Origin of the sequence: Pseudescherichia sp. (assembly GCF_031987975.1) — a bacterium.
Taxonomy (GTDB): domain Bacteria; phylum Pseudomonadota; class Gammaproteobacteria; order Enterobacterales; family Enterobacteriaceae; genus Pseudescherichia.
On the sequence record NZ_DALZYX010000007.1, the window covers coordinates 116,551 to 136,692 of the forward strand.

20 protein-coding genes are annotated in these 20,142 nt (G+C 42.0%); 17 read left to right on the top strand and 3 right to left on the bottom strand.

Going from position 1 to position 20,142, the window contains the following annotated elements:
- Positions 1 to 9: 9 nt before the first annotated feature.
- The 5 genes from RTN40_RS13940 to RTN40_RS13960 all read left to right on the top strand — a co-directional run bounded on the left by RTN40_RS13940 (position 10) and on the right by RTN40_RS13960 (position 5,912).
- A complete protein-coding gene (locus RTN40_RS13940) occupies positions 10 to 1,764 on the top strand; it encodes a recombinase family protein (RefSeq protein ID WP_312228975.1) in 1,755 nt (584 codons plus the stop codon).
- 552 nt (positions 1,765 to 2,316) lie between these two features.
- Entirely contained in the window at positions 2,317 to 2,496 is a 180-nt protein-coding gene (locus RTN40_RS13945) for a hypothetical protein (protein ID WP_312228976.1), read from the top strand.
- Positions 2,497 to 2,596: 100 nt separating this feature from the next.
- The gene (locus tag RTN40_RS13950; RefSeq protein WP_312228977.1) at positions 2,597 to 3,208 is read left to right on the top strand and encodes a hypothetical protein; all 612 of its coding nucleotides are present in this window, start codon (positions 2,597 to 2,599) and stop codon (positions 3,206 to 3,208) included.
- Between the two features lie 88 nt (positions 3,209 to 3,296).
- A complete protein-coding gene (locus RTN40_RS13955) occupies positions 3,297 to 4,706 on the top strand; it encodes a DEAD/DEAH box helicase family protein (protein WP_312228978.1) in 1,410 nt (469 codons plus the stop codon).
- A gap of 975 nt (positions 4,707 to 5,681) precedes the next feature.
- Positions 5,682 to 5,912 carry a hypothetical protein gene (locus tag RTN40_RS13960; protein WP_312228979.1) on the top strand — a complete coding sequence of 77 codons (231 nt, stop codon included), beginning with the start codon at positions 5,682 to 5,684 and terminating at the stop codon, positions 5,910 to 5,912.
- 106 nt (positions 5,913 to 6,018) lie between these two features.
- Here RTN40_RS13960 and RTN40_RS13965 read toward each other — a convergent pair whose 3' ends face one another.
- Positions 6,019 to 6,867, bottom strand: coding sequence for a hypothetical protein (locus RTN40_RS13965; protein ID WP_312228980.1), 849 nt, complete (start codon positions 6,865 to 6,867; stop codon positions 6,019 to 6,021).
- Between the two features lie 224 nt (positions 6,868 to 7,091).
- Here RTN40_RS13965 and RTN40_RS13970 point away from each other — a divergent pair, with 224 nt between their 5' ends.
- From RTN40_RS13970 to RTN40_RS13985, 4 genes are all read left to right on the top strand, one after another.
- A complete protein-coding gene (locus RTN40_RS13970; protein ID WP_312228981.1) occupies positions 7,092 to 7,451 on the top strand; it encodes a hypothetical protein in 360 nt (119 codons plus the stop codon).
- Between the two features lie 7 nt (positions 7,452 to 7,458).
- Complete coding sequence (locus RTN40_RS13975) at positions 7,459 to 7,812, top strand: hypothetical protein (protein ID WP_312228982.1); 354 nt, start codon at positions 7,459 to 7,461, stop codon at positions 7,810 to 7,812.
- Positions 7,813 to 7,885: 73 nt separating this feature from the next.
- Positions 7,886 to 8,509 (top strand): hypothetical protein, encoded by a 624-nt coding sequence (locus tag RTN40_RS13980; RefSeq protein WP_312228983.1) that lies wholly within the window; start codon positions 7,886 to 7,888, stop codon positions 8,507 to 8,509.
- Positions 8,510 to 8,552: 43 nt separating this feature from the next.
- Positions 8,553 to 8,798 (top strand): hypothetical protein, encoded by a 246-nt coding sequence (locus RTN40_RS13985; protein ID WP_312228984.1) that lies wholly within the window; start codon positions 8,553 to 8,555, stop codon positions 8,796 to 8,798.
- A 181-nt stretch (positions 8,799 to 8,979) separates the two neighbouring features.
- Here the strand turns inward: RTN40_RS13985 and RTN40_RS13990 are convergent, their stop codons facing one another.
- Together RTN40_RS13990 and RTN40_RS13995 are read right to left on the bottom strand one after the other, a co-directional pair.
- The gene (locus RTN40_RS13990; protein WP_312228985.1) at positions 8,980 to 9,339 is read right to left on the bottom strand and encodes a nuclear transport factor 2 family protein; all 360 of its coding nucleotides are present in this window, start codon (positions 9,337 to 9,339) and stop codon (positions 8,980 to 8,982) included.
- Positions 9,340 to 9,532: 193 nt separating this feature from the next.
- A complete protein-coding gene (locus RTN40_RS13995; RefSeq protein WP_312228986.1) occupies positions 9,533 to 9,850 on the bottom strand; it encodes a hypothetical protein in 318 nt (105 codons plus the stop codon).
- Positions 9,851 to 10,150: 300 nt separating this feature from the next.
- Here RTN40_RS13995 and RTN40_RS14000 point away from each other — a divergent pair, with 300 nt between their 5' ends.
- From RTN40_RS14000 to RTN40_RS14035, 8 genes are read left to right on the top strand one after another with little or no spacing between them, the layout of a single operon-like run.
- The gene (locus RTN40_RS14000; RefSeq protein WP_312228987.1) at positions 10,151 to 10,696 is read left to right on the top strand and encodes a hypothetical protein; all 546 of its coding nucleotides are present in this window, start codon (positions 10,151 to 10,153) and stop codon (positions 10,694 to 10,696) included.
- Positions 10,611 to 12,527, top strand: coding sequence for a terminase gpA endonuclease subunit (locus tag RTN40_RS14005; RefSeq protein ID WP_312228988.1), 1,917 nt, complete (start codon positions 10,611 to 10,613; stop codon positions 12,525 to 12,527). The genes RTN40_RS14000 and RTN40_RS14005 overlap by 86 nt, the downstream gene beginning before the upstream one ends.
- A 12-nt stretch (positions 12,528 to 12,539) precedes the next feature.
- Complete coding sequence (locus tag RTN40_RS14010; RefSeq protein ID WP_312228989.1) at positions 12,540 to 13,079, top strand: hypothetical protein; 540 nt, start codon at positions 12,540 to 12,542, stop codon at positions 13,077 to 13,079.
- Positions 13,079 to 14,581 carry a phage portal protein gene (locus RTN40_RS14015; RefSeq protein ID WP_312228990.1) on the top strand — a complete coding sequence of 501 codons (1,503 nt, stop codon included), beginning with the start codon at positions 13,079 to 13,081 and terminating at the stop codon, positions 14,579 to 14,581. Before RTN40_RS14010 ends, RTN40_RS14015 begins: the two co-directional genes overlap by 1 nt.
- Positions 14,529 to 16,391 (top strand): phage major capsid protein, encoded by a 1,863-nt coding sequence (locus RTN40_RS14020; RefSeq protein WP_312228991.1) that lies wholly within the window; start codon positions 14,529 to 14,531, stop codon positions 16,389 to 16,391. The genes RTN40_RS14015 and RTN40_RS14020 overlap by 53 nt, the downstream gene beginning before the upstream one ends.
- Positions 16,392 to 16,394: 3 nt before the next feature.
- Positions 16,395 to 16,721 carry a hypothetical protein gene (locus tag RTN40_RS14025; protein WP_312228992.1) on the top strand — a complete coding sequence of 109 codons (327 nt, stop codon included), beginning with the start codon at positions 16,395 to 16,397 and terminating at the stop codon, positions 16,719 to 16,721.
- Entirely contained in the window at positions 16,721 to 17,113 is a 393-nt protein-coding gene (locus tag RTN40_RS14030; RefSeq protein WP_312228993.1) for a hypothetical protein, read from the top strand. The genes RTN40_RS14025 and RTN40_RS14030 overlap by 1 nt, the downstream gene beginning before the upstream one ends.
- 16 nt (positions 17,114 to 17,129) lie before the next feature.
- Complete coding sequence (locus RTN40_RS14035; protein ID WP_312228994.1) at positions 17,130 to 20,117, top strand: pyocin knob domain-containing S74 family peptidase; 2,988 nt, start codon at positions 17,130 to 17,132, stop codon at positions 20,115 to 20,117.
- The last annotated feature ends 25 nt before the right edge of the window (positions 20,118 to 20,142 follow it).

Below are 20,142 nucleotides of genomic sequence, written 5' to 3' on the forward strand. Positions count from 1 at the left end.
GTATACATCATGCCCAAACTTTACAGCTACATTCGTTGGTCTTCAGACCGTCAGAATCAGGGAACAACAAAGATGCGTCAGCTTGCCGCAGCTAGGGCTTATGCTGAAGAACATAAACTGGAAATGGTCGAGATCATCGAGCCGGGCGTAAGTGCCTTCAGAGGGAAGAATAGAGATGGAAAATTGGGGGATTTCATTGACGCTGTTAAAAGTACAGCGATTCCATCCGATTCGTGGCTTTACTGCGAAAACCTAGATCGACTAAGCCGGGACGATGTTGATGAAGCTCTTAGATTGTTTCTCGAAATTATTGGCTTAGGTTTAACAATTGTTACGGGGATGGATAAAAAAGTTTATAACAAGGCATCCATCAGAAATAACCCAACGGATTTAATGATTTCTATCCTCATGTTTATTCGTGGAAATGAGGAATCTGAAACAAAATCAAGCCGAACGATTGGTAACGTTACGACACTCGTTAAGCGTCATCTTGACGGGCTGCCTGTGAACATCAAGTCGGTGGGGAAACACCCGTTTTGGATTGATGATTCTGGATCGCAATACGAAGCTGTAAGGCCGCATAGTCAGTACTGGAATATTGCCCGCGAAGCGATTGATCTCTTCTTAGAGGGGCAGGGTATGTACAGCGTAAAGCGTCACTTAGATAGTAAATATCCCGACGGCTTGAATGGTAGGGAATGGGATTATCAAGTACTGAAACGTATGAGAGAAAATAGGGCATTAATAGGTGAACGTACTATCAAAGTGAACGGGCAACCACCCTTCAAACTCAATAATTACTATCCCTGGCTTTGTAAAGATGAGGCAGAGTTCATAAAACTTCAAGAGATGAGAAAACAAAACAAATATCAGTCTAAAAAAACAGATGAACTTGATACTATTAAACTATTATCAGGATTATCTCTGTTGAGATGCAGAAAGTGTGGCGGTACGATGCACTCATTTATGAATCACGGCCTGCCTCGATATATCTGTACTAATGGAAGTCATTTGCAAAAAAAATGTAATGGTTGGTCAATAACTGCACCTTTAGTTGATCACTGTACTATGATTGCATTGATTATAGGCTACATGGATAAAAACCGCCGCGATGGTAGCGATACGACTGACATTGAAAATGCTATCCAAACTAAACAGGCGGCAGTATCAGTACTTGGTACTCGTATTGATAATATCGTTACTACTATCTCATTGGCCCCAAATGTTACAGAGTTAGCAATTCAACTTAATAGCTTAAATGAAGAGCGTAATGCTTTGATCCTTGAAGTTCAAAGATTACAAGAGCGAAAAGAACTTCTTTCCGGCAAAGGTTCCTTTGAGGTAAATATTGTTGAGTTCATGGAATTAATACATTGGAATGTATTTAATGACATGAAAGATGCTAAGCGACAAAAGATCCGATCAATCATCAGTTCGATTGTTGAGTATGTCATTGTAGACAAAACAGATGCATGTATTTCAATCAAGATTAAATGCTTTGGTAGCGATGAAGTACTAACCTTTGCAGGTGCGGGAATCAAACCGAATTGGATTTTTGATGTCGAGTTTGCTGATGATGCTTTAGAAAAAGACAACGTAACGTTACATCCGACAGTAACTAAAGATGAACGATTAAGCATGGCATCAGAAAGGTTACATAAAATTCGTGAGTTATATAATAGTTTATACGATACAGCTACTGGTATGCTAACAATAGCTGGTTATCCAGAGCTAGAAGGTAAGATGTTCTGGCCCAACAAATAATTTCATAAAGGCGGCCTTTTGGGGCCGCTTTTTTGTTTCTATGATAAATAAACATATCTTAGGAGAATGATATGATCGAGTTTATCGCACAGTTTTTCACACTCGCATTTCTAATCGTGTTTATCACGACAATGATGCTTTTAGGGTGGCCCGCATTGTTCTTAATGGTTGCCCTCATAATTATCTTCTCTACCGAATTAATCACTAACATTATAAATACAATAAATAACAATACATGAAATGATTTCGATTCATACGGTATAATATTTTTACTCATTGATAAACCTCTTACGGCGGGTCAGCCCGTAGACCATTTTCTCCTATGGTGGTGAGATTGCCCCGTTTCGGCGGGGTTTCTTTTCGTGCCTGTTTTGAGAAAAATTGATAAATAAAACGTAATGAACAAAATATCCGATAATTTATGAAATGGTTTTTAATCGTCGGATACAATGTTTATATCCTTCTGTGTGGTTTAGTACTAAAACGGCTTTAATTAGCCGTTTTATTTAAACTCATTTTCACAGGAAATGTTAACTGACAATGGAGCAATATATGAGCAATAAAAATGATTTCAGTCGAGAGATCATGATCGGGATTCGAGTGACTCAGCAGCAGGCCGATTACATTCAATCTCTAATTGATAATGGCAGAGCAAAAAATAAATCGTCGGCAGTGTCCCTCATCATAAATCAGGTAATGATTACTCAGGGAAATTCAAACCCGAACAAATAACCGATATTCAGTACTGAATCAATGACTGATCAGTACTGAATATTCCCGCATATAACATCCATTGGGCGGGGATGGACTACTAAATCACAGGGATGTGAAAATGAAACAGAGTAAATTAGTTGCCGGACATGGCATAAATGATGTACCAAATGGAAGAAAAGATTTTCCAGAAGCATATTTGAGTTGGAGGGGTAAACTATCAAGAGCATATTCAGTGAAGTTCCATATAAGGAATCCATCGTACATTGGTGTCACAGTGAGTGATGAGTGGTTGAAATTTTCAAACTATCTCAAGTGGTGGTTAATAAATCACCGTAAAGGATATGAGGCCGATAAGGATATCCTGATTCCAGGAAATCGGCAATATTCCCCGGACGCAGTTCGTTATGTTCCCAATTATGTAAACTCACTGTTTACTGATAAAGCTGCGTCACGTGGGCGGTACTCACTGGGAGTAACCTACGACAGTAAAAATGACCGATATATGTCGGCTTGTAGCCAGTTAGGAAGGAAGCGAGTCCAGAAATGGTATCCGACTGAGGCAGAGGCTCACAGGGCGTGGCAATCTGCGAAAATCGTGGCTATCGAATTGGTAATTGCGAGATATAAAACTGAACCATTTCCATTACCAGAAATCATTGACGCACTTCAGGCACGAATTGCAGTACTGAAATCTGATATTCAAAATAAACGTATTACAGTGAAACTGTAAAAAGAAAGGCAGTACTGAACTTTTCAGTACTGCCTTTATATCACCAGCCGGACGCTGGTTTTAATCAACTCTATAGAAGGATCTAACTATGTCTATTTATAAAAAACTCTACTATGTTTCTCTGCAATGCGGCGGAGGAAAAACACGTATGATAATTAAAATTATCAATGACAACCCAGAAAAACATTTCATTGTTGTAGTGCCATCGAAGCAATTACAGCAGCAATACCGTGACAGTTTAGGTTTCGGTCTAATCATGAACCATGAAACACATGAAACTTTACTGGAGTCCATCAATAATGAACTTATTGAAAAGAGTCAGAAAGTGATTTTCATTACGGATAAAATGTTTTACCGCCTCAAGCCACAGTTAATGAAGTCATGGAGTGTATTCATGGACGACTGTGTAGATTATTTTGCTTTTCAGAGCGACGTGATTGATACCAGTGATGAGTCACTACCAGCACGTTTATATGCAAAACTGTTCAATGTTACCTCAGTATCTGATGATGGGAATTATGTCTACGCGAGTCTTAACGATGACATTGGCTCTGAAGTACTTCATAAAATAAAACAGAATTATGAGCGGTTTAAGTACTATCATGAGATTGTTATCAATAGTTCAGTGTTTAGCGACGAAAACTGTAAACGCATTTTCATCATTGGCTATTATGACCTGGAACGTTATGTGAATAATGGTGTTGAGATAATCTACTTTGCTAATGATTTTGAAAATTCTCTAATCTATAAAAAGTACTGCCATCTTTTTGAAGAGTACAAACATGAACTAGTACCTAACCATACGAACAACCAGCGTTTAACCGTTAAGTACTTTGCGAAAAATAATACTCTCAGTAGTACCCGTCTTAAGGCAGAGAGGGATAAACCTAATAACATGATGTCCCGTATCGGTGAGTACATCAATGCAAGGGAGAGCGGGCCAGTACTATGGACGTGTAATGAAGCGTATAAGCAGTACTGGAACATTACTGGCAGGTACATTACACCATGTCAACGAGGTATGAACCATCTACAAGATCACACCGTAGCGGCCTGTATGGTCTCAATGAAAGTTGATGATGCAATGGCAAAGCACATAGAGGCGGTACTGGGCCATACCTATGGGGATGTAGTACATCAGTACGAGTACGAGGCTATCAATCAGTTCGTGTACCGGACCAACCTACGCAACTACCAATCCAGTAGTAGCGTAACGCTCTACGTATTTGATGAGAACCAGGCTTACAGTATCAAGGGTGCTGGTAGTTATGAGTACATTGATGCTGGGATCGATGCGGTGGTAAACCGTGCCGGGCGTCCTGCCTCTCAGTTGCCTGCAAAGGTGCGTGATGCAGCTCGTAAATGGGTGCGTACCAGAGAACGTACTCTGGAAGAAATCGCAAAATACGTGAACAAAATGTCGGGTAAGTACGGACTGGATGAAGACCAGAAAAGATTACTTCTGGAAAAATTGTTAGAAGAGAGAAAGGGAGCTTAATGCTCCCTTTTTTATTGTCCATAGCACTGACAGTACTCGTAAGGGATCGGGGGAGTAGTGGGCGAGTTCTACACGAGCGGGCAACCGGAGGGCGGCAGCACTTCTAAGACGGAGCGAAGCGTAGTTGAGAGCAACTTCAACAGTTATCTATCAGTACAGATAAGTACTCTAACCAGTAGATGAAAGAGGAAACGATCATTTGTAGTAGTGAGCGAAGCGGAACTACTGCAAATTATCAGACCGAAACAGAGCGAAGCGATGTTTTGTGTCTCAATATAGAGTGAAATCAATTGAGAGTACTCAATCGCTACGCTCATGAGTACTTTCGCATATCTACGTGTTTGTTCTCGCTGTACTGCGTACAACTCGAAAAACACGTAGATATCGCTCAGTTATTAATGGATTCAATAAAAAACTCCGTTAAAACCCCATATAATATTATATGGGTATTTCTCGGATATTTTCCACTACCCCCAATGTCAGTGCCGTGGATTAATATGTATGCCCCTATGGAATAATGCATATGGGATTAGGGGGATGGGGTTCAGTCCTGTCAAAAGTTCCAGGTGAATTTAGTGTTTCTTATAATAATGAAAAACACGTGGATCATTTATTGTCAGCAGATGACAAAGCACCGGATGCAGTACTGTCCCGTTACATCACACTGGATAAATCACAACGCCCACGCATTAACGGCAAAGCGGAGCGGGTGAACGCCGTACTTCATACGTCCCTGACTGGATTCACATTCGAGCCTACATATGTGGAAACGAGTAGCGTGAATGATGAGTGTAAAAGTGCAGTACTGAAGTTTCTGAAGAAGTGATAAAAATAATCCACGTGATTTGTTGTTTCTATAATAATGACAAACACGTGGGTCATTTTACTCTCAAGATGCAGTACTGAAGGTGGGCATTGCGACCCACTTTTACTATCTTGAATAAATAAACATATAATAACCATGAGGAACAAAGAATGAATATTGGATTTACCGTAAACGGAATCGAAGTAGCCGCTAAGAATGACAAACGCCATGTCAATGAATATATTGATGCCGGGCATCCAGATGTCAAAAGTTACATTGAAAATATTGAAGACTACCTTGATGATGCCTATGCCTGGTTGCTTGAATATGAGCCGGAAAATGAATTTCTCCTGCAACAGATTGAACTTAACAAAGAACGCAACGAACGTACTCGCAAGTAATCAGTACTGAAGGGTGGTGACAGTACGAGCGATTGCAGAAGGGAACATTACTTGATCCAACGGTTTTTCATTTATATAAGAAACACTACTAACCGTTGGATCATTATTATGCACTCATACGTATATCGTTGAACTGGCTGAAGTATTTCTCAATCATGAGAACCAGTTCAGATTTACTGACGCAGTACACTCCAGCAGTGGTTTTTCTTATTTTTTTTATTTCAGTCAAGTACTTGTCAGATGTCATGACAGCAGTAATCTCATCAATGTAATCTGTTTTTATATAGTACATCGAAGGATCTTTATGTTCCTGACCTGGTTCTGCTAGTTCTCCTGCTTTTGTACCGACACGTTTTATCTGAATGTCAGCTTGTTCTTTAGTACAGAATGTGAAGTACTCGGATACATTTTTTATTGTATGCTGTTCACGCTCATCATCCCGATACTCCCATATCTGAAAACAGCAAGGCACATGATGTTCATTACCATCCAGTATGAAACATTTATGGGGTGCATCTTCATCGTGAATGAGATGAAAATACTCATTCAACTTATTTTGTGTCGCAGCTTTGCGGAATGTCAGCGGGACGATAAAACAAATGTATTGAACGTCACTGAATGAGGCACATTTGTTGAAAAATCGCACAGCCATTGATGACAGTCGCCCAAATGGGGGATTGCTCACAACAACCACCGACAGTCCATCATTATTCAAAGTACGCTGAATGAGAAAATTGCGGGCTAGCACGCCGGGTACTCTGGGGTGGATATCGTAACCACTACGACGCTCTTCCGGCATCAGATTATAGAACGCACCAGTGCCTACGCATGGCTCGAAGTAGTGCAGATTATTAGTATCAATTTTCGATTTAACAACATCTAGACAGTACTGGGCATAATCCGATTTAGTATAAAATTTATCCATGAAAATCATATGGTAATCATTTTTGCTCATTTTACCGTAATAGCTTTGACAGGACGAGCAATTGCAGAGTACCGCAGATCAATCAATACACAACCAATAGGTAAAACCTTTCATAATTCAATGCCACTAAAAATTAGTCCGGGGTAATCAGGTAGTTAGGATCCCTGGGTTTGGTAGGTGTCGCCGAAATGCCTTGATTTGATAGGTTTCAACGATCGATAATTTCCGTCCAGACATACCAATGGACGTTGAAAATGCTCAAATCTGTACTGCTCTCCCTGGCATTAACCATGCCCGCAATGGCGACTTCCTACACGGCAGTTATCCATTGCGGTGAATCTTCAGCCCATTTTGTTGATCGCTGTTTCTCTGAGTCTGATTTTGTGCTGAAACGTGATGGGCAGACGGAACGTTACAGTACTGAAAACTCCCTACTCACCATTGGCTATCCATTTGGCACTGGGATTGGCATTGAGTTACCCGAGCACTTCACCATTACTGCAACGAACACAAATAATGAAACGCTAAGTATTGCAATTATTCGCAATGACAATAATTCAATAATCCTTAACAAAGAAGCGGCACGCAATAAAACTATTCACATCAATCAATAGGGACATAATGAAAAAAGTAATTCTAATCATCGCACTTCTGGCAACTGGCTGTTCAACCCAGCATTCATTCATGGACCGTGCTTTAGTGGGCTATGTAGATAACCATGCTGTAGTACTGTTCCCTGCTGGCGAACGTAATGGTGTGAAGTTATACCGTCCTCAATTTCAGAGTGAATGCAGTTATAACAAGTACTACCAGGACGACAATAGCAGTACTGGATGCTTAATCCGGGAATCTCGCATTGTAGACCTACGTCCCTATAAACAACATGTACCCCATAAGGTAACAGGCAGTAATAGTGCTAACCATGAGTACATTGAAAGCGTAAATGGCAGTGCTTCAATTATTGACAATATCTAAATGAGTGATTAATCACATTATCTTTACATTAGATCGGCTATATCGTTTGCATACTAATAAAATGGGATTCATTATGAATAATATTGAGTTTTTCAGGAAGCACATTCTGCACGACAATCGCAGAGGATTTACTGTAAAAATTAATATTCAACAATCCAAAAAGCCAGGTTTCGAACTTCTGGGACATGGCATTAATAATGATGGTGCCGGATATCGATTCTATATATATCCGCATTGTGTAGGTATACGTAATCTCGCAACCCGTAAAAGATGGAATGCGGGAGATCTACCAACCATCACTCACTCAACGGAGTTCGGGGACTATTGCGGCCTCATGAATCGCCCCTTTGGTTCAGTACTGGTACACGTAGCTCGTGCACTTGATGTGAAGATTACCCTGGACTTCACTACTACGCCCCATCAGGAAGTACTTGCTAAGCTGATGCCCGGTGACGTGGTTCGGGAAGTAGGCCATTATGCTAAGGGGAGGGGTTACAATAAACGATTCATGTACGAGACAATCCCCCAGGAATTGCGTAGGGAGTATTTCAGTACAGAACCTGACCCGGCAGTAGTGTTACTCACGGATGATGCCACAGAGGCACTCACGAGCCTCCCCCCAATGGGTATCTGTATTGATAATGGATATCCCCAGTACCATGAGAGCTATGAGGGCATCAGGTACGCGTTTCGATAGTGTAGGCGGCATATGCCGCCTTTTTTACGTCCGTCATAAATACATGATGATGAATACTAAAGAAAAGCCCGGACGCATTACCACGAATTTATACGTACCACGCTATGACACGGTTGAAATGCTAGCAGTACTTCAGGAGCTGCAAGAAGTGATTGATGACAGTAGCGAGATCACTATGACACTACTCTATGACGAGGATGATGTACTGCACGTTGAGTTCTCGTGCAGTGACAAAGAGTTTATGGAAGGTTTAGTATTATTAAAACTACCCCATTACCAGTGGGCGTAAAAAATGCCAGTACAGTTAAGTACTGGCCTCTCAAATGAGCCAACACGGTTAAAAACATAGTTTTCCGGGCCAGCTTAACATTGAATAAACATCTGTAAACAAAACTTTAACAAAACTACTGATTCAGGTAGTTTTGTACGGTGGGATAGTGTGCCAGTACTTAACTGTACTGGCACATATATTATTCAGATTCAAAACTAATAAATTGGAGTTTCCATTCCCCATCTATTTTTATCCAATTCTCAATAAAGTTTGTATGAAGAACTTCATCATCATCTGTTATTTCGGCTTTACCAGTGACGACAGCTATCCCATTAAATTCTCTGTACAGAACATTACTCTCCCGCCGTTTTAATTGAGCAAGACTGCCTTTTGAAGCTGCAATTTTATTAAGTTGAATTTCTTTATACAGAAACTTTCGTCCATTTGTAGAAAGAAACCATTCGGTTTCAAGCTCATAAAGCTGTTCTACGTCCGCAGCATAAAATGCGGTAAGCCATGCATTTCTAGTTAACAATAAATTAGCACTGACAGTATTCATAGAAATCTCCATTTCTATTTTAGCTCTGCTGATTGTACTGCATCCTACTACCAACAAACCAACCCAATACAGTAGGATACAGTACAGGGTATTATTAATACGAAACAAACAATTTTGCAATGAACAACTAGGATAATACTCATTGAGAACAAGCTCATCGTAAGTAGTAAGTACTTAACCGTACTGGCTTTTTTTAGAACGGCAATTCTCCCTGATCACAGAACCACCCCTCATCCTCATGTAGCCGCTTGACGCGTTCCTGATCGCTATCATATCCCAGACCCTCCAGTACTGTACTGAAGTACCCATCACCAATGAACATGAAGTAATCCCTCTCAATAATCCCTAGCCAGTACATGCCCGCCTCGTTCTGAAAGAAGACACGATCACCAATACGTACACGTTCAAGGCCAGAACCATGAAAGCATATGCAGTAGTGCCGTAGCCCCAGATGGTTGAAGTACTGCACGCCCTTAGTTTGAAACGGATCGAATCCTGATTTGCTAGACATTAGTTGCCCTCCATAGTGCTGTATGTACATACAGTATTGCTTATAGATTGATGGCCTGTCCAGTTCAGGACGGTTCAGTACGGAATTGATAAATAAACCGAAGGGGCAGTACGGATATGCCAGCGTTTAGCATATAAAACAATGAAATAATGCCTCAATAATGCGATATGAAAAATATCCTTATGAATCAATAGGTTCTCCGGAAGGGAATGAAGAAATGCGTGTTTTCCGCAGCCCGATTTAAAATTTGTGTGTAGAGTTTTAAACCTATCCCGCCCCGCACTATTAACAGGAATAATAATGAAACTATCAATTCGCTCACTGGCGAAACAGTACGGCTACGATGAATCTACAGTACGCTCATGGGTGCAAAGGGGAATGCCCACTGATACAGAACAAAATTCACGAGCATGGATTATTGAAAATATTCTGATGCCCCTACGTAACACTAGCGTTAAAGAACAACTTGAACAGGAACGTTTGCAAAAACTTATCGCAGAACGCCAACTGGCCGAACTTGAATTAAATGAAAAAATGGAACAGGTAATCAGTACTGTATATGTTGAGCAGGTACTGACTGAGTACCTATTTCAGATCAAAACAGCCGTACGTGCAATCCCATCAAAAGTTTATCTGGAACTATTTGCACAGACTGACGCTAAAGATCTAAGAGATAGATTAAAACAGGAAATTGACAGTACTTTGTACCAGTTAGGCTCTATGACATTTGAGCTACCGGAAGATATGGAAATCATGGAAGATGAAAACGAACAAGATCAAATTGACGGGGATACTTCACAAAGTACTTCCGACGATCCAACCACCGAAGATTCAGAAAACGAGTGAGTGGATCAGTGATGGAGTAGTGAAATTTGTAGATGGTCCTAATATGGGTCTTGACTGGGTTCCGTTTTCTTTCCAAAAAGAACCAATGGATATTGCACAGGATCGCAGTACTAAGAAGATAGTACTACAGAGTTGTAGCCAGCTACTTAAAACTACAGTTCTCCAGTCCATTGCATTTGGGATTATGGCAAATGATCCCTGTAACTTTGCATTTGGTTCAAGTTCTGAATCTGAAGTGAAAAAGTTTAAGGATGGTAAATTCCTGCCAGCTATTGAGACAAGTTCAGTACTGGCACCGCTCGTTACAGATAAGAATGACAAGAACGCGGCGAATAACTCTAAACAGACTCAATTAGTAAATGGTACTTTCATCTACTGGCTAAACCTTAATACGCCAGGCAACTTACGCGGTATTACCTGCCGTGTAGTACTTCTCGATGAAGTTTCAAACGTAGAAATTACTGATGAAGGTAATCCAATCAAATTGGCAGAAGCACGTACCAGTACTTTCGGTGACGATTCATTAGTAGTAGTTTCGAGTACTCCCCTCTATAAAGATGATTTGATTAATGCAGAATACAACCTGTCAGATCAGAGGCGGTACTTTGTCACTCATACGTGTGGTCATGAATATACTTTCGAATGGGAACAGGTAGCGTTTAAATTTAAGCAGTTGGAGAACGGTAGATCAATACCAGATAGTACTACTACCCGTTTGATATGTCCCCACTGTGAAGCTGAAGTTGATGAACATACACGTCATCAGATGGTTAATAATGGTAGATGGATTGCAACTAATCTCAATGGTGAGAAGGGGGTAGTGGGTTATCAAATTAGCCGTATGTACTCCCCCCTGAATACTATCGAAGAAATGGTAAGTAAATATGCCGATGCTCATTACTCATTTAATCTGCAAACTTTTTATAATAATGAACTGGGTTTGCCGTACCAGGATGACTATCAAAAGGAACTGGATATACTTCAGCTCGAATCCCTACGCGATGATTCATTTACTGTCCATACAATCCCAGATCAGGCACTGGGGATCTGTATTGGCGTTGACCAACAGCTAGATCGCCTGGAGGCTACAGTACTGGCATTTGATGAGAAGAACGTTTGGGTACTGGGCCATGAGTTTTTCTATTCACACGATTGTACAAAGATAGAGGCGTCCGCGTGGCGTGAACTTGATCAGTACTGCCGTCAGGATTTCCACACGGTATCTGGTCGCTCCATACCCACGCTTGCCGTATTCGTGGACAGCGGGAACGGTACAGCTACTGACACAGTGAAGAAATTCACGGCCCGCTGGGGTAAATACCATCCGATCAAAGGTAGTTCTTCAACTACAGGTGAGCTATTCAAGGCAAGTACTCAAGCTGGTTACAAACTTCAAATACTGAACGTCCATGAGCAGAAGACCTCGATACGTAAACTACTCAACGTGATGCTATCAGATTGTCCAGAAGATTCACCTACACAGCTACGGTTCAGCAGCTCCCTGCCCACGGACTACTTTGAACAGCTCAATGCGGAAGAGCTGAAGGCCGCAGGGGGTAAACTGGTGTGGAAACTGAAGAAAAGCGTTAAGCGAAATGAGGCACTGGATTGCCTGGTGTACTCCATGATTGCAATACGCTACTCACTGTCCGCTCTACGTACTACTCAACCGTACCGGAAGTTACGGGAACTCAAATCCAGAACAACTACCCCAGAAACCCCCCAACCAGCTACTAAAACAATAAATAAACCAGAAGAACCAGCCCCACCATTACAGAAATCTACACAGCGTAGGCGTACGGGAATGGGCAGTACATGGTTCGGCAAATGATAAGGAAATTAAATGTCACTTTTACCAGAAAAAATCTATATGGTTTCAAATCCATATGATCTAGCCGTAATGGTGCCTGCAAAAACAATCCTGGTAGTTAATTTTACCTCTGGCAAGAGCATGTCATTAGACAATTTACAGAATGAAGCCTCAAAAGAATTTACTCTTTCATTAGAAATCAGTACTGCAAATGAAATGCTATTCTGTACTCAAATTACTAATGGAAATGCCAGTACTTTCACCTCTGAGGTTATCAATCCTGTTTTATATACGTCTGAATATGCAAAACTGAGAGAGCAAATTGAAGTACTTGAAGAAGTTATTGCAAGTAAGATTAGCGGCGGAGCTGTTTACAGTCTCAGTATTAACGGTAAAGCACTACTATCTGAAAGCCTTAGTTCTTTGGAGGCGATGCGGGCAGTTTATATTAAACGGGCAAACGCCCTATGGGCAAAAATGAACGGGCAACCTACATCAGGTAATGGAAAGCCGTTCAAGAGTATTACCGTTTTTCGTGATCCTAACTATCCAAATCGATGGGGGACACGTTAATGTTCAAAAGAAAAAAAGCAGTTGAAGCACCTAAGCAAACTAAGAAACAGGAACGCCAGCTAAAATCCAGTACTCTGAAAAAAGATATACAGGCTGTACGCAATACTTCCGTAATGAACTTTGGTTTCAACTCAAATAGCGGCAGCAATATCAATCATATGCTCATGCGAGCATTACCTGTATTCCGCTCTTCAAGCCGTGATGCAGTTATTAAATCACCGATTGCCAGAAAATACATGAACCTTTCCGTTGACGGTGTAGTGGGCAGCGATGGAATTTACGTGAAACCATCTGTGGAACTTGAACGTGATGAGGACGAGCTTCATCAAATCAATAAGCAACTCGAAAAGTTGTTTGACCGCTGGGCATACAGTGCTGAAAATTTCAGTCTCGATGGTTCAATGAGTTTTGACGTTTTTCAGCAGACCGTTGAAAAGGTGAGAGTACAGGACGGTGAATGTTTTATTCGCTGGCATACAATAAATGGTCAAGTTAAAGTCGAAATTTTAGACTCGACTCGATTGACTCAACTCAACAACCAGCATTTAGCAAATGGAAATTTCATCAGCAATGGTATTGAGTTTGATAAGTATCGCCGCCCCGTAAACTATTATTTCTGTAAGTTCGATCCCGTTAATTACTCGTATATCACTGGTGATTATGAAGTCATCCCGGCCAGGGAAATCCTTCATTATTTTATTTCCGATACGCAAGGCCAGCAAAGAGGCATCCCGGATCTCATTGCATCTGGTAAATTGATTGAAGATCTCAAGAGTTTCACTGAAGCTGCCGTTGTCGCTAAAAAAGTGTCAGCGTCCAGTCATTCATACATTACTAACAGTACCTCAAACCAGGTAGATCTACTCAAAGAGGAGCGTGAAGATATTACACCAGTTTACACAGAATATTATGAGCCTGGCTTCATAGGGGAATTGTCCGAGGGTCAGAATATCGTAACCGTAAGCCCGAGTAATGGTGTGGACGGAATTGAACAGTTTACCAGTGAACTTCTCTCGCAGATCTCTATGGGCCTTAACGTCACTAAGCAAGCTCTGTTATCAGACACCTCAAACGCGTCATTCTCTGCTGCACGATTAACAGAAAAGCTCCAGCAAACTACTTTTAGAACGCGTACTAATGTACTCATCAGTAAAGTACTGAAGCCTATCTACATCGCATGGCTAAAAAATGAATTGCTAAATAATACCAATCTGAATCTGAGTTTCTCTGATTTTGATGATTTGGTATGTGCTCGTTATATACCGCAAACGCCTATAAGTTTAGACCCTGTGAAAGATTTACAGTCTGTAATTATGCAGATCGATGCTGGTTTAATTTCAAAAACGATGGCAATTGCATCTATGGGTGGAGACCCTCGCGTAATCATGGATGAGATCGCAAAGGAAAAAGGGCAAGAGCAGGAAATTAACAACAAGGAAGTTGTGAAAGATGAAAATCAAGAACAGCAAGCGGGAGCTGAAGATCCCCCTACAGGCGATTGATGTTGAATCGCAAACCATTGATGTAGCGTTTTGTACTGAACAACCAGTAGAGCGGGAAATCAACGGTGAACTATATAATGAAGTACTTCTATGTACCCCAGAGAATGTAGATTTACGCCGCCTCAATAATTCTGGTGCCGTACTATTCAATCATAACCGTGATCATTTAATCGGTGCCTGTATTTCTGCACGTATGGATATTGATCGTATAGGGCGGGCAACCCTCAAAATTAGCAGTACTGCCAGTGATGAGTGGGAAATGATTAAAGAGGGTGTACTTACTCACATCAGCATTGGTTATAACATCAATGATTACCGTATTGATGGCAGTACTATTTTTGTGACTTCATATGAAATCTATGAAATCTCCCTCGTTACGGTCCCGGCAGATACCCAGGCGGGAATAGGCCGCAGTCTCGATCCAAATGAAAACCCAATTGAATTGAAAACACTAAATAGTACTAGTGAAACCATTCAAGAAAGGGAACTCATGGAAGAGTCAGAAAATAAAAACGAAGAGCTTCAGGAAGAAGTACAAGAAGAAGTACAGGAACAAGAAATTCCTGAAGTAGAAGTACAGGAAGAAGAAAAGCGGGAACTTAGTGATGAAGAACTACTGGAAATTATTGCCAGTCGCCCTGATTTGCTAAATAAGCTCAATGCTGATGAAGAAACTATAAATAGTAACGAAGAAACCGAAGAAGAAGAAGCAATTGATGTTGCTGATGAAGAACGTCAACGCGAACTGACTTCAATCGGTAAGGTACTAAATATTGATGTGTCGGATGCAATTGCTAATGGAATTAGCGTCGCCGATTTCAAACGTCAATTAAATGAAAATAAAAAACCCATTCACGATAAGGAAATCAAAGTAATGGAAAAAAATCTAATCAAGGATATGGTCCGTGCAATCAAATCCGGTGACAAATCAGTACTGGAAAATTACGAGCGTGGCCTAAATGGTTTTGTACGTGCGGTTGTCCCGTCCACTAATACCACATCCGCCGCTGGTCTGGTCGCTGAGGACCTGCAAGATCAGTACATCCCCGAGCTGCTGAAACGTTCAGTACTGGGTGAACTGGCTCCTACCGTTTATTCCGGCCTGGCTGGTCGCGGTACTCTGGCGATTCCAAAAGCACAGGGCGTTGCTCAGGTATTCAAATTCTATGGTGAAGGCGAAGCCGTTGAGGATTCTATTGCAAGCTTCAGCAAGGTGATCCTGTCCCCGAAGATCTTTGCAGGTGCAATCCCGGTTTCTAAAACTGCGATTCTGACTGCCCCGAACGTTGAGGCGTTTGTGCAGGCTGAACTGATTCGTTATGCCGCACAGGGTCTGGAACAGTCTGTATTTGACAAAATCACTGCTGCTGCTCCAGTACAGCTCACCGCTACTGCCGGTGCTCTGACTCAGGCTGATGTACAGGGTGCTGTAGCTGCTCTGGGTAGTGCTAACGTAGACGTTCGCGGCTGCAAAGCTGTAATGAACAGCAAAATGCTGGCTAAGATGCGTCAGACTAAAGTGCTTGATAACACTGCTGCCGTTGCAATGGTAGAGGGTTATCGTGCAGATGCAATGTGGCTGAATGATGAGGTACAGGTAGTTGTATCGGAGTTTGTCGCAGATGACACTATTCTGATCGGTTCATTTGAGAACGTGATTATCGCCAACTGGATGGGTCAGGAGGTGGATGAGGATTCAACAACGCACAGGTCCAGTGGTACAATCGTTTTTCGTGTCTGGGATTATTCCGATGTTGGTATTGCTCACGCTGAAGCTTTTGTTCAGCTCAAGGTAAAACCGAAGGCGTAAATTATGAGGGCATTTAATAACCGTCAGTGCGACGTGTTTTTAAATGCTTTCGGTCAAAAAATCCAAACTTCTACGGGGGGTATTTTTACGGGTATCGTAGAAGTACTCCCCGTTTCTATTGATACGGGCAGTAATGGATTCATCGAAAGTACAGAAACATACGTCAGCATAAAAAAAGAAGTACTGGAAACTCATAATATTACGATTGATTCAGTACTCATCCTCTCTGGGGAACGATATGTAGTTTATAACATTGTGGACGATAAAAGCGGTTTCGTTAACTGCTATATCCGTACTGAAGCTGGTCATTCATTTGCGGAGGACTATTAATGGAACTAGTAACTAAAGTTCGCCGTACTATGAAAGAACTCATTAACGCGGGCAAAAACTTAAAAACTTCTCGTGATGTAGATGTATTCACGCAGATTGCATTTGATTACAACCTGTCTGCAATGACTTATGGAAATAACAGAAAGTCGGGCACGTTTGCAATTCAGTATCTCGTTAGCCCTAAACCTGACAGTACTAATACTGCTCCCGTAATTACATATGACCAGATTATTACAAAGTTTGAAAGTGAACGAGCACAAGCATTTAAAGATGAAGGGCTTATTCTACTTTCCTGCTCATATGAACAGAGTGATATTGTTGCGGACCCGGTAACTGGCAGCGTTTCTCTAAGTTTCACCATAAATATTTCAGTTACAGAACGTACCAGATAACGCAAAAGGAATTTGCATGGCAGATATTTACACGGGCAATCAATTAAAATTGTCCTATAACACAGACACGGGGAATCGTAGCCCCCAGGGAGTAAACAACGTCCCCATCATAAACGTCGTGACATTTCCAGTACTGGCAATTAATTCACAGGTTGCCCGGTACGAAACATACGATAGCTCATACCAGACTGTACTCATGGGGGAGAAATCCGCAAACTCAGTTGAAATTGGCGTTGCATATGTACCCACGGACCCCACTCATCAGTTTCTGGATGAGGCGACGGAGAACCAGACTGAATTTCAACTAGTTATTAATTACCGTCAGACTGAGGGCACCATTGATTACGCCATTGTCAACGGGGTAATCAGCAATGCAGTACTGGATGGTGGTACGGATGCCGCAGTAACTAAAACCTATACGTTCTCCATTACAGACGTGGTGAGTCGCGTCACTACTGCCAACTCCCTACTGCCTCTGAATGAAGGGGACTATGGGGTAGGTTCAAATGGTATCGATATCCCCCAGTACGAGACTGATACGCCCACGGGCAATGGTTTCATTAAAGTACCGTCCAGTACACCGGGCAACCCTGCAAGTACAGATCTACTGGGGGTAGGTGTAGTTGATAGTTCAAGTACAGCCGCTCTGGTATTAACTAAGACCGGATCACTGGGGATCTTTGCACGAAACCAGAGTACGGCATGGTCACGTATCTATACTGCCTCCCAAATTGCAGGACTGTATACGCCCCTCACAAGAACAGTGAACCGTAAGTCTCTGAGTGACGATATTGTACTGACTCCCGATGATGTTGGGGCAGTACCCAAAGAACGCACTGTAAACGGCTATGCACTGAGTAACGATTTAGTACTGTCAAAGGGTGATGTAGGTCTTTCAGACGTACAGAACGCGAAACAGCTCGTTCAGGCCAGTAATCTGAGTGATGTACCGGACGTTCCCGCAGCACGTAATAATCTGGGACTGGGTACAATGGCAACCCAGAACGCGGACCAGGTAGTTATTACTGGGGGTAATGCAACCTTCAATAGTACTGCCAATAACCCCCTCACGCTGGTATCAGCTAACCCCACTATCAAGTTCCAGGATACGGACGCTGGGAGTACTCCATACGTCATCGTTAATGATATGCAGTCATTCCGCATTCAGGAAACCAATACGGGTGGGGCTAACGTATTCTCCTATGACGCTGGTAATAAAACATCAGTGATCAACAATCTGGTACTGAATAATGCACTGGGTATTCAGTCTGGCGGTACGGGAGCCACTACGGCAGCGGGAGCACGAACAAACTTAGACATATTCAGCAAATATGAGAGTGATTTACGCTACGTAGACGTCAGTGGTGATACCATGTTCGGACCGTTAATTGTACCAGCAGGCCAGGGTTTGCGTACTGCTACTAATGGTGCAATGTGGGGATCTATCAGTAGTGAATCGTCCCACGCAATGCTATGGCGTCACAGTGCAGGGGCAAGGTCGGATGAGTTCATCGGTATCAATGGTAATTCTCAATTAGTATTCCGACAGGCAATTGATAATGTAGGTAATGCATCTGACTGGATGGTTTATCACACTGGATTTAAACCAAGTGCATCAGACATCAATGCATTTTATAGCCGTCAAGCCAGCCTCACTGAATACGATAATATTAATAATCTAGACGGTGAGCATGAGGGCAAATATTACTGTCCGGCTAATGCTTTTGCGACTCCCGCAAACGGATATCCACTGGCGATTGCAGGCAGCCTGTTAGTACTAAAAAATGGAGCCAATTTTCCAAGATCGTGTACTCAAATCTATTACCCCTATGACCGGGACGATATTTGGTTACGTAGACTGATGGTCGATGGTAATGGTTCAAGCTGGTCTGCATGGACACGAGTATATGCCTACGCCGCACAAGAACGCCGAAATGATTTAGGGCTGGGTAACAGTGCAGTACTGAATGTGGGGAGTACAGCAGGAACAGTAGCTGCGGGCAACGATTGGCGGTTAGATACCGTTGATAATAAATCTGGGGGGCAAATTAATGGGAATCTTTACGCCACTCAAAGTAATGCAATCGGCGTACTGACTCAAGTTGGTGGTAATAAAACAATTATTCTCCAAAACGCTGGAGGGGATGGAGTCGCTGGAGGGTATGCAAATAATATTACAGGTAACTGGTATAGTGATTATTGGCAATTAGGCCTGGTTCGCAGTGGTGACACTAGCCAGGAATGCGTACAAATGAACGTGGTTTCACCTACTCGGGGAACTTCTTCATTCAACTGGTATCCACACGGGGTCTTTCATAGTGAGAGGCATCAGGCATCCAGTTATGCTACAGGATGGAATGGAGCGGCTGAGGCGGGGCAATGCCCCTATTTTGTCAAATCTGCACAGGGGAATGACGCGGGCTTTGCAGTTGGCCTTAGTGTTGGCTCAATTGCCAGTACTGGCTATAACACTCGAATGTCTCTGGGGCTAATCACAGGCGGTACGACAAACTGGAGTAGGCCCGCGTTATATGTCAGTGGTGATAACACACAGTCGAGAGCATGGGAGTTCACACCATACAATGCTGACATTACATCATGGTCCAATGGGTTTGATAATCAGGGTTACGTTTATCAGAAAAACCCCAACTGTGATATTAAACTAAAGGAAGATGTTGAATATACTGACGGAAAAGAAGCCTTTGATAATATTATGCAGGTTAAACCCGCTACGTATGTTTATAAAGCTGATGAAAAACGTCGTGTTCGCCGTGGTGTTATTGCTCAGGATATCCAGGAGATCGATCCTCAATATGTAAAAACTATTCGTTTTAATGAAAACGTAGAAGGTGAAGAATCCATTGAGCAATTAACTCTGGATACTAACCCTATCATGTTGGATAACCTTCTTGCTACTAATTATCTTGGTAATATGGTGCTCGAACAGCAGAAACAGATTGATGAACTTAAAGCATTAATTCAGTCTCTTCTGGATAATAAATAAATACAACCGGGGTAAAGGATTTGCC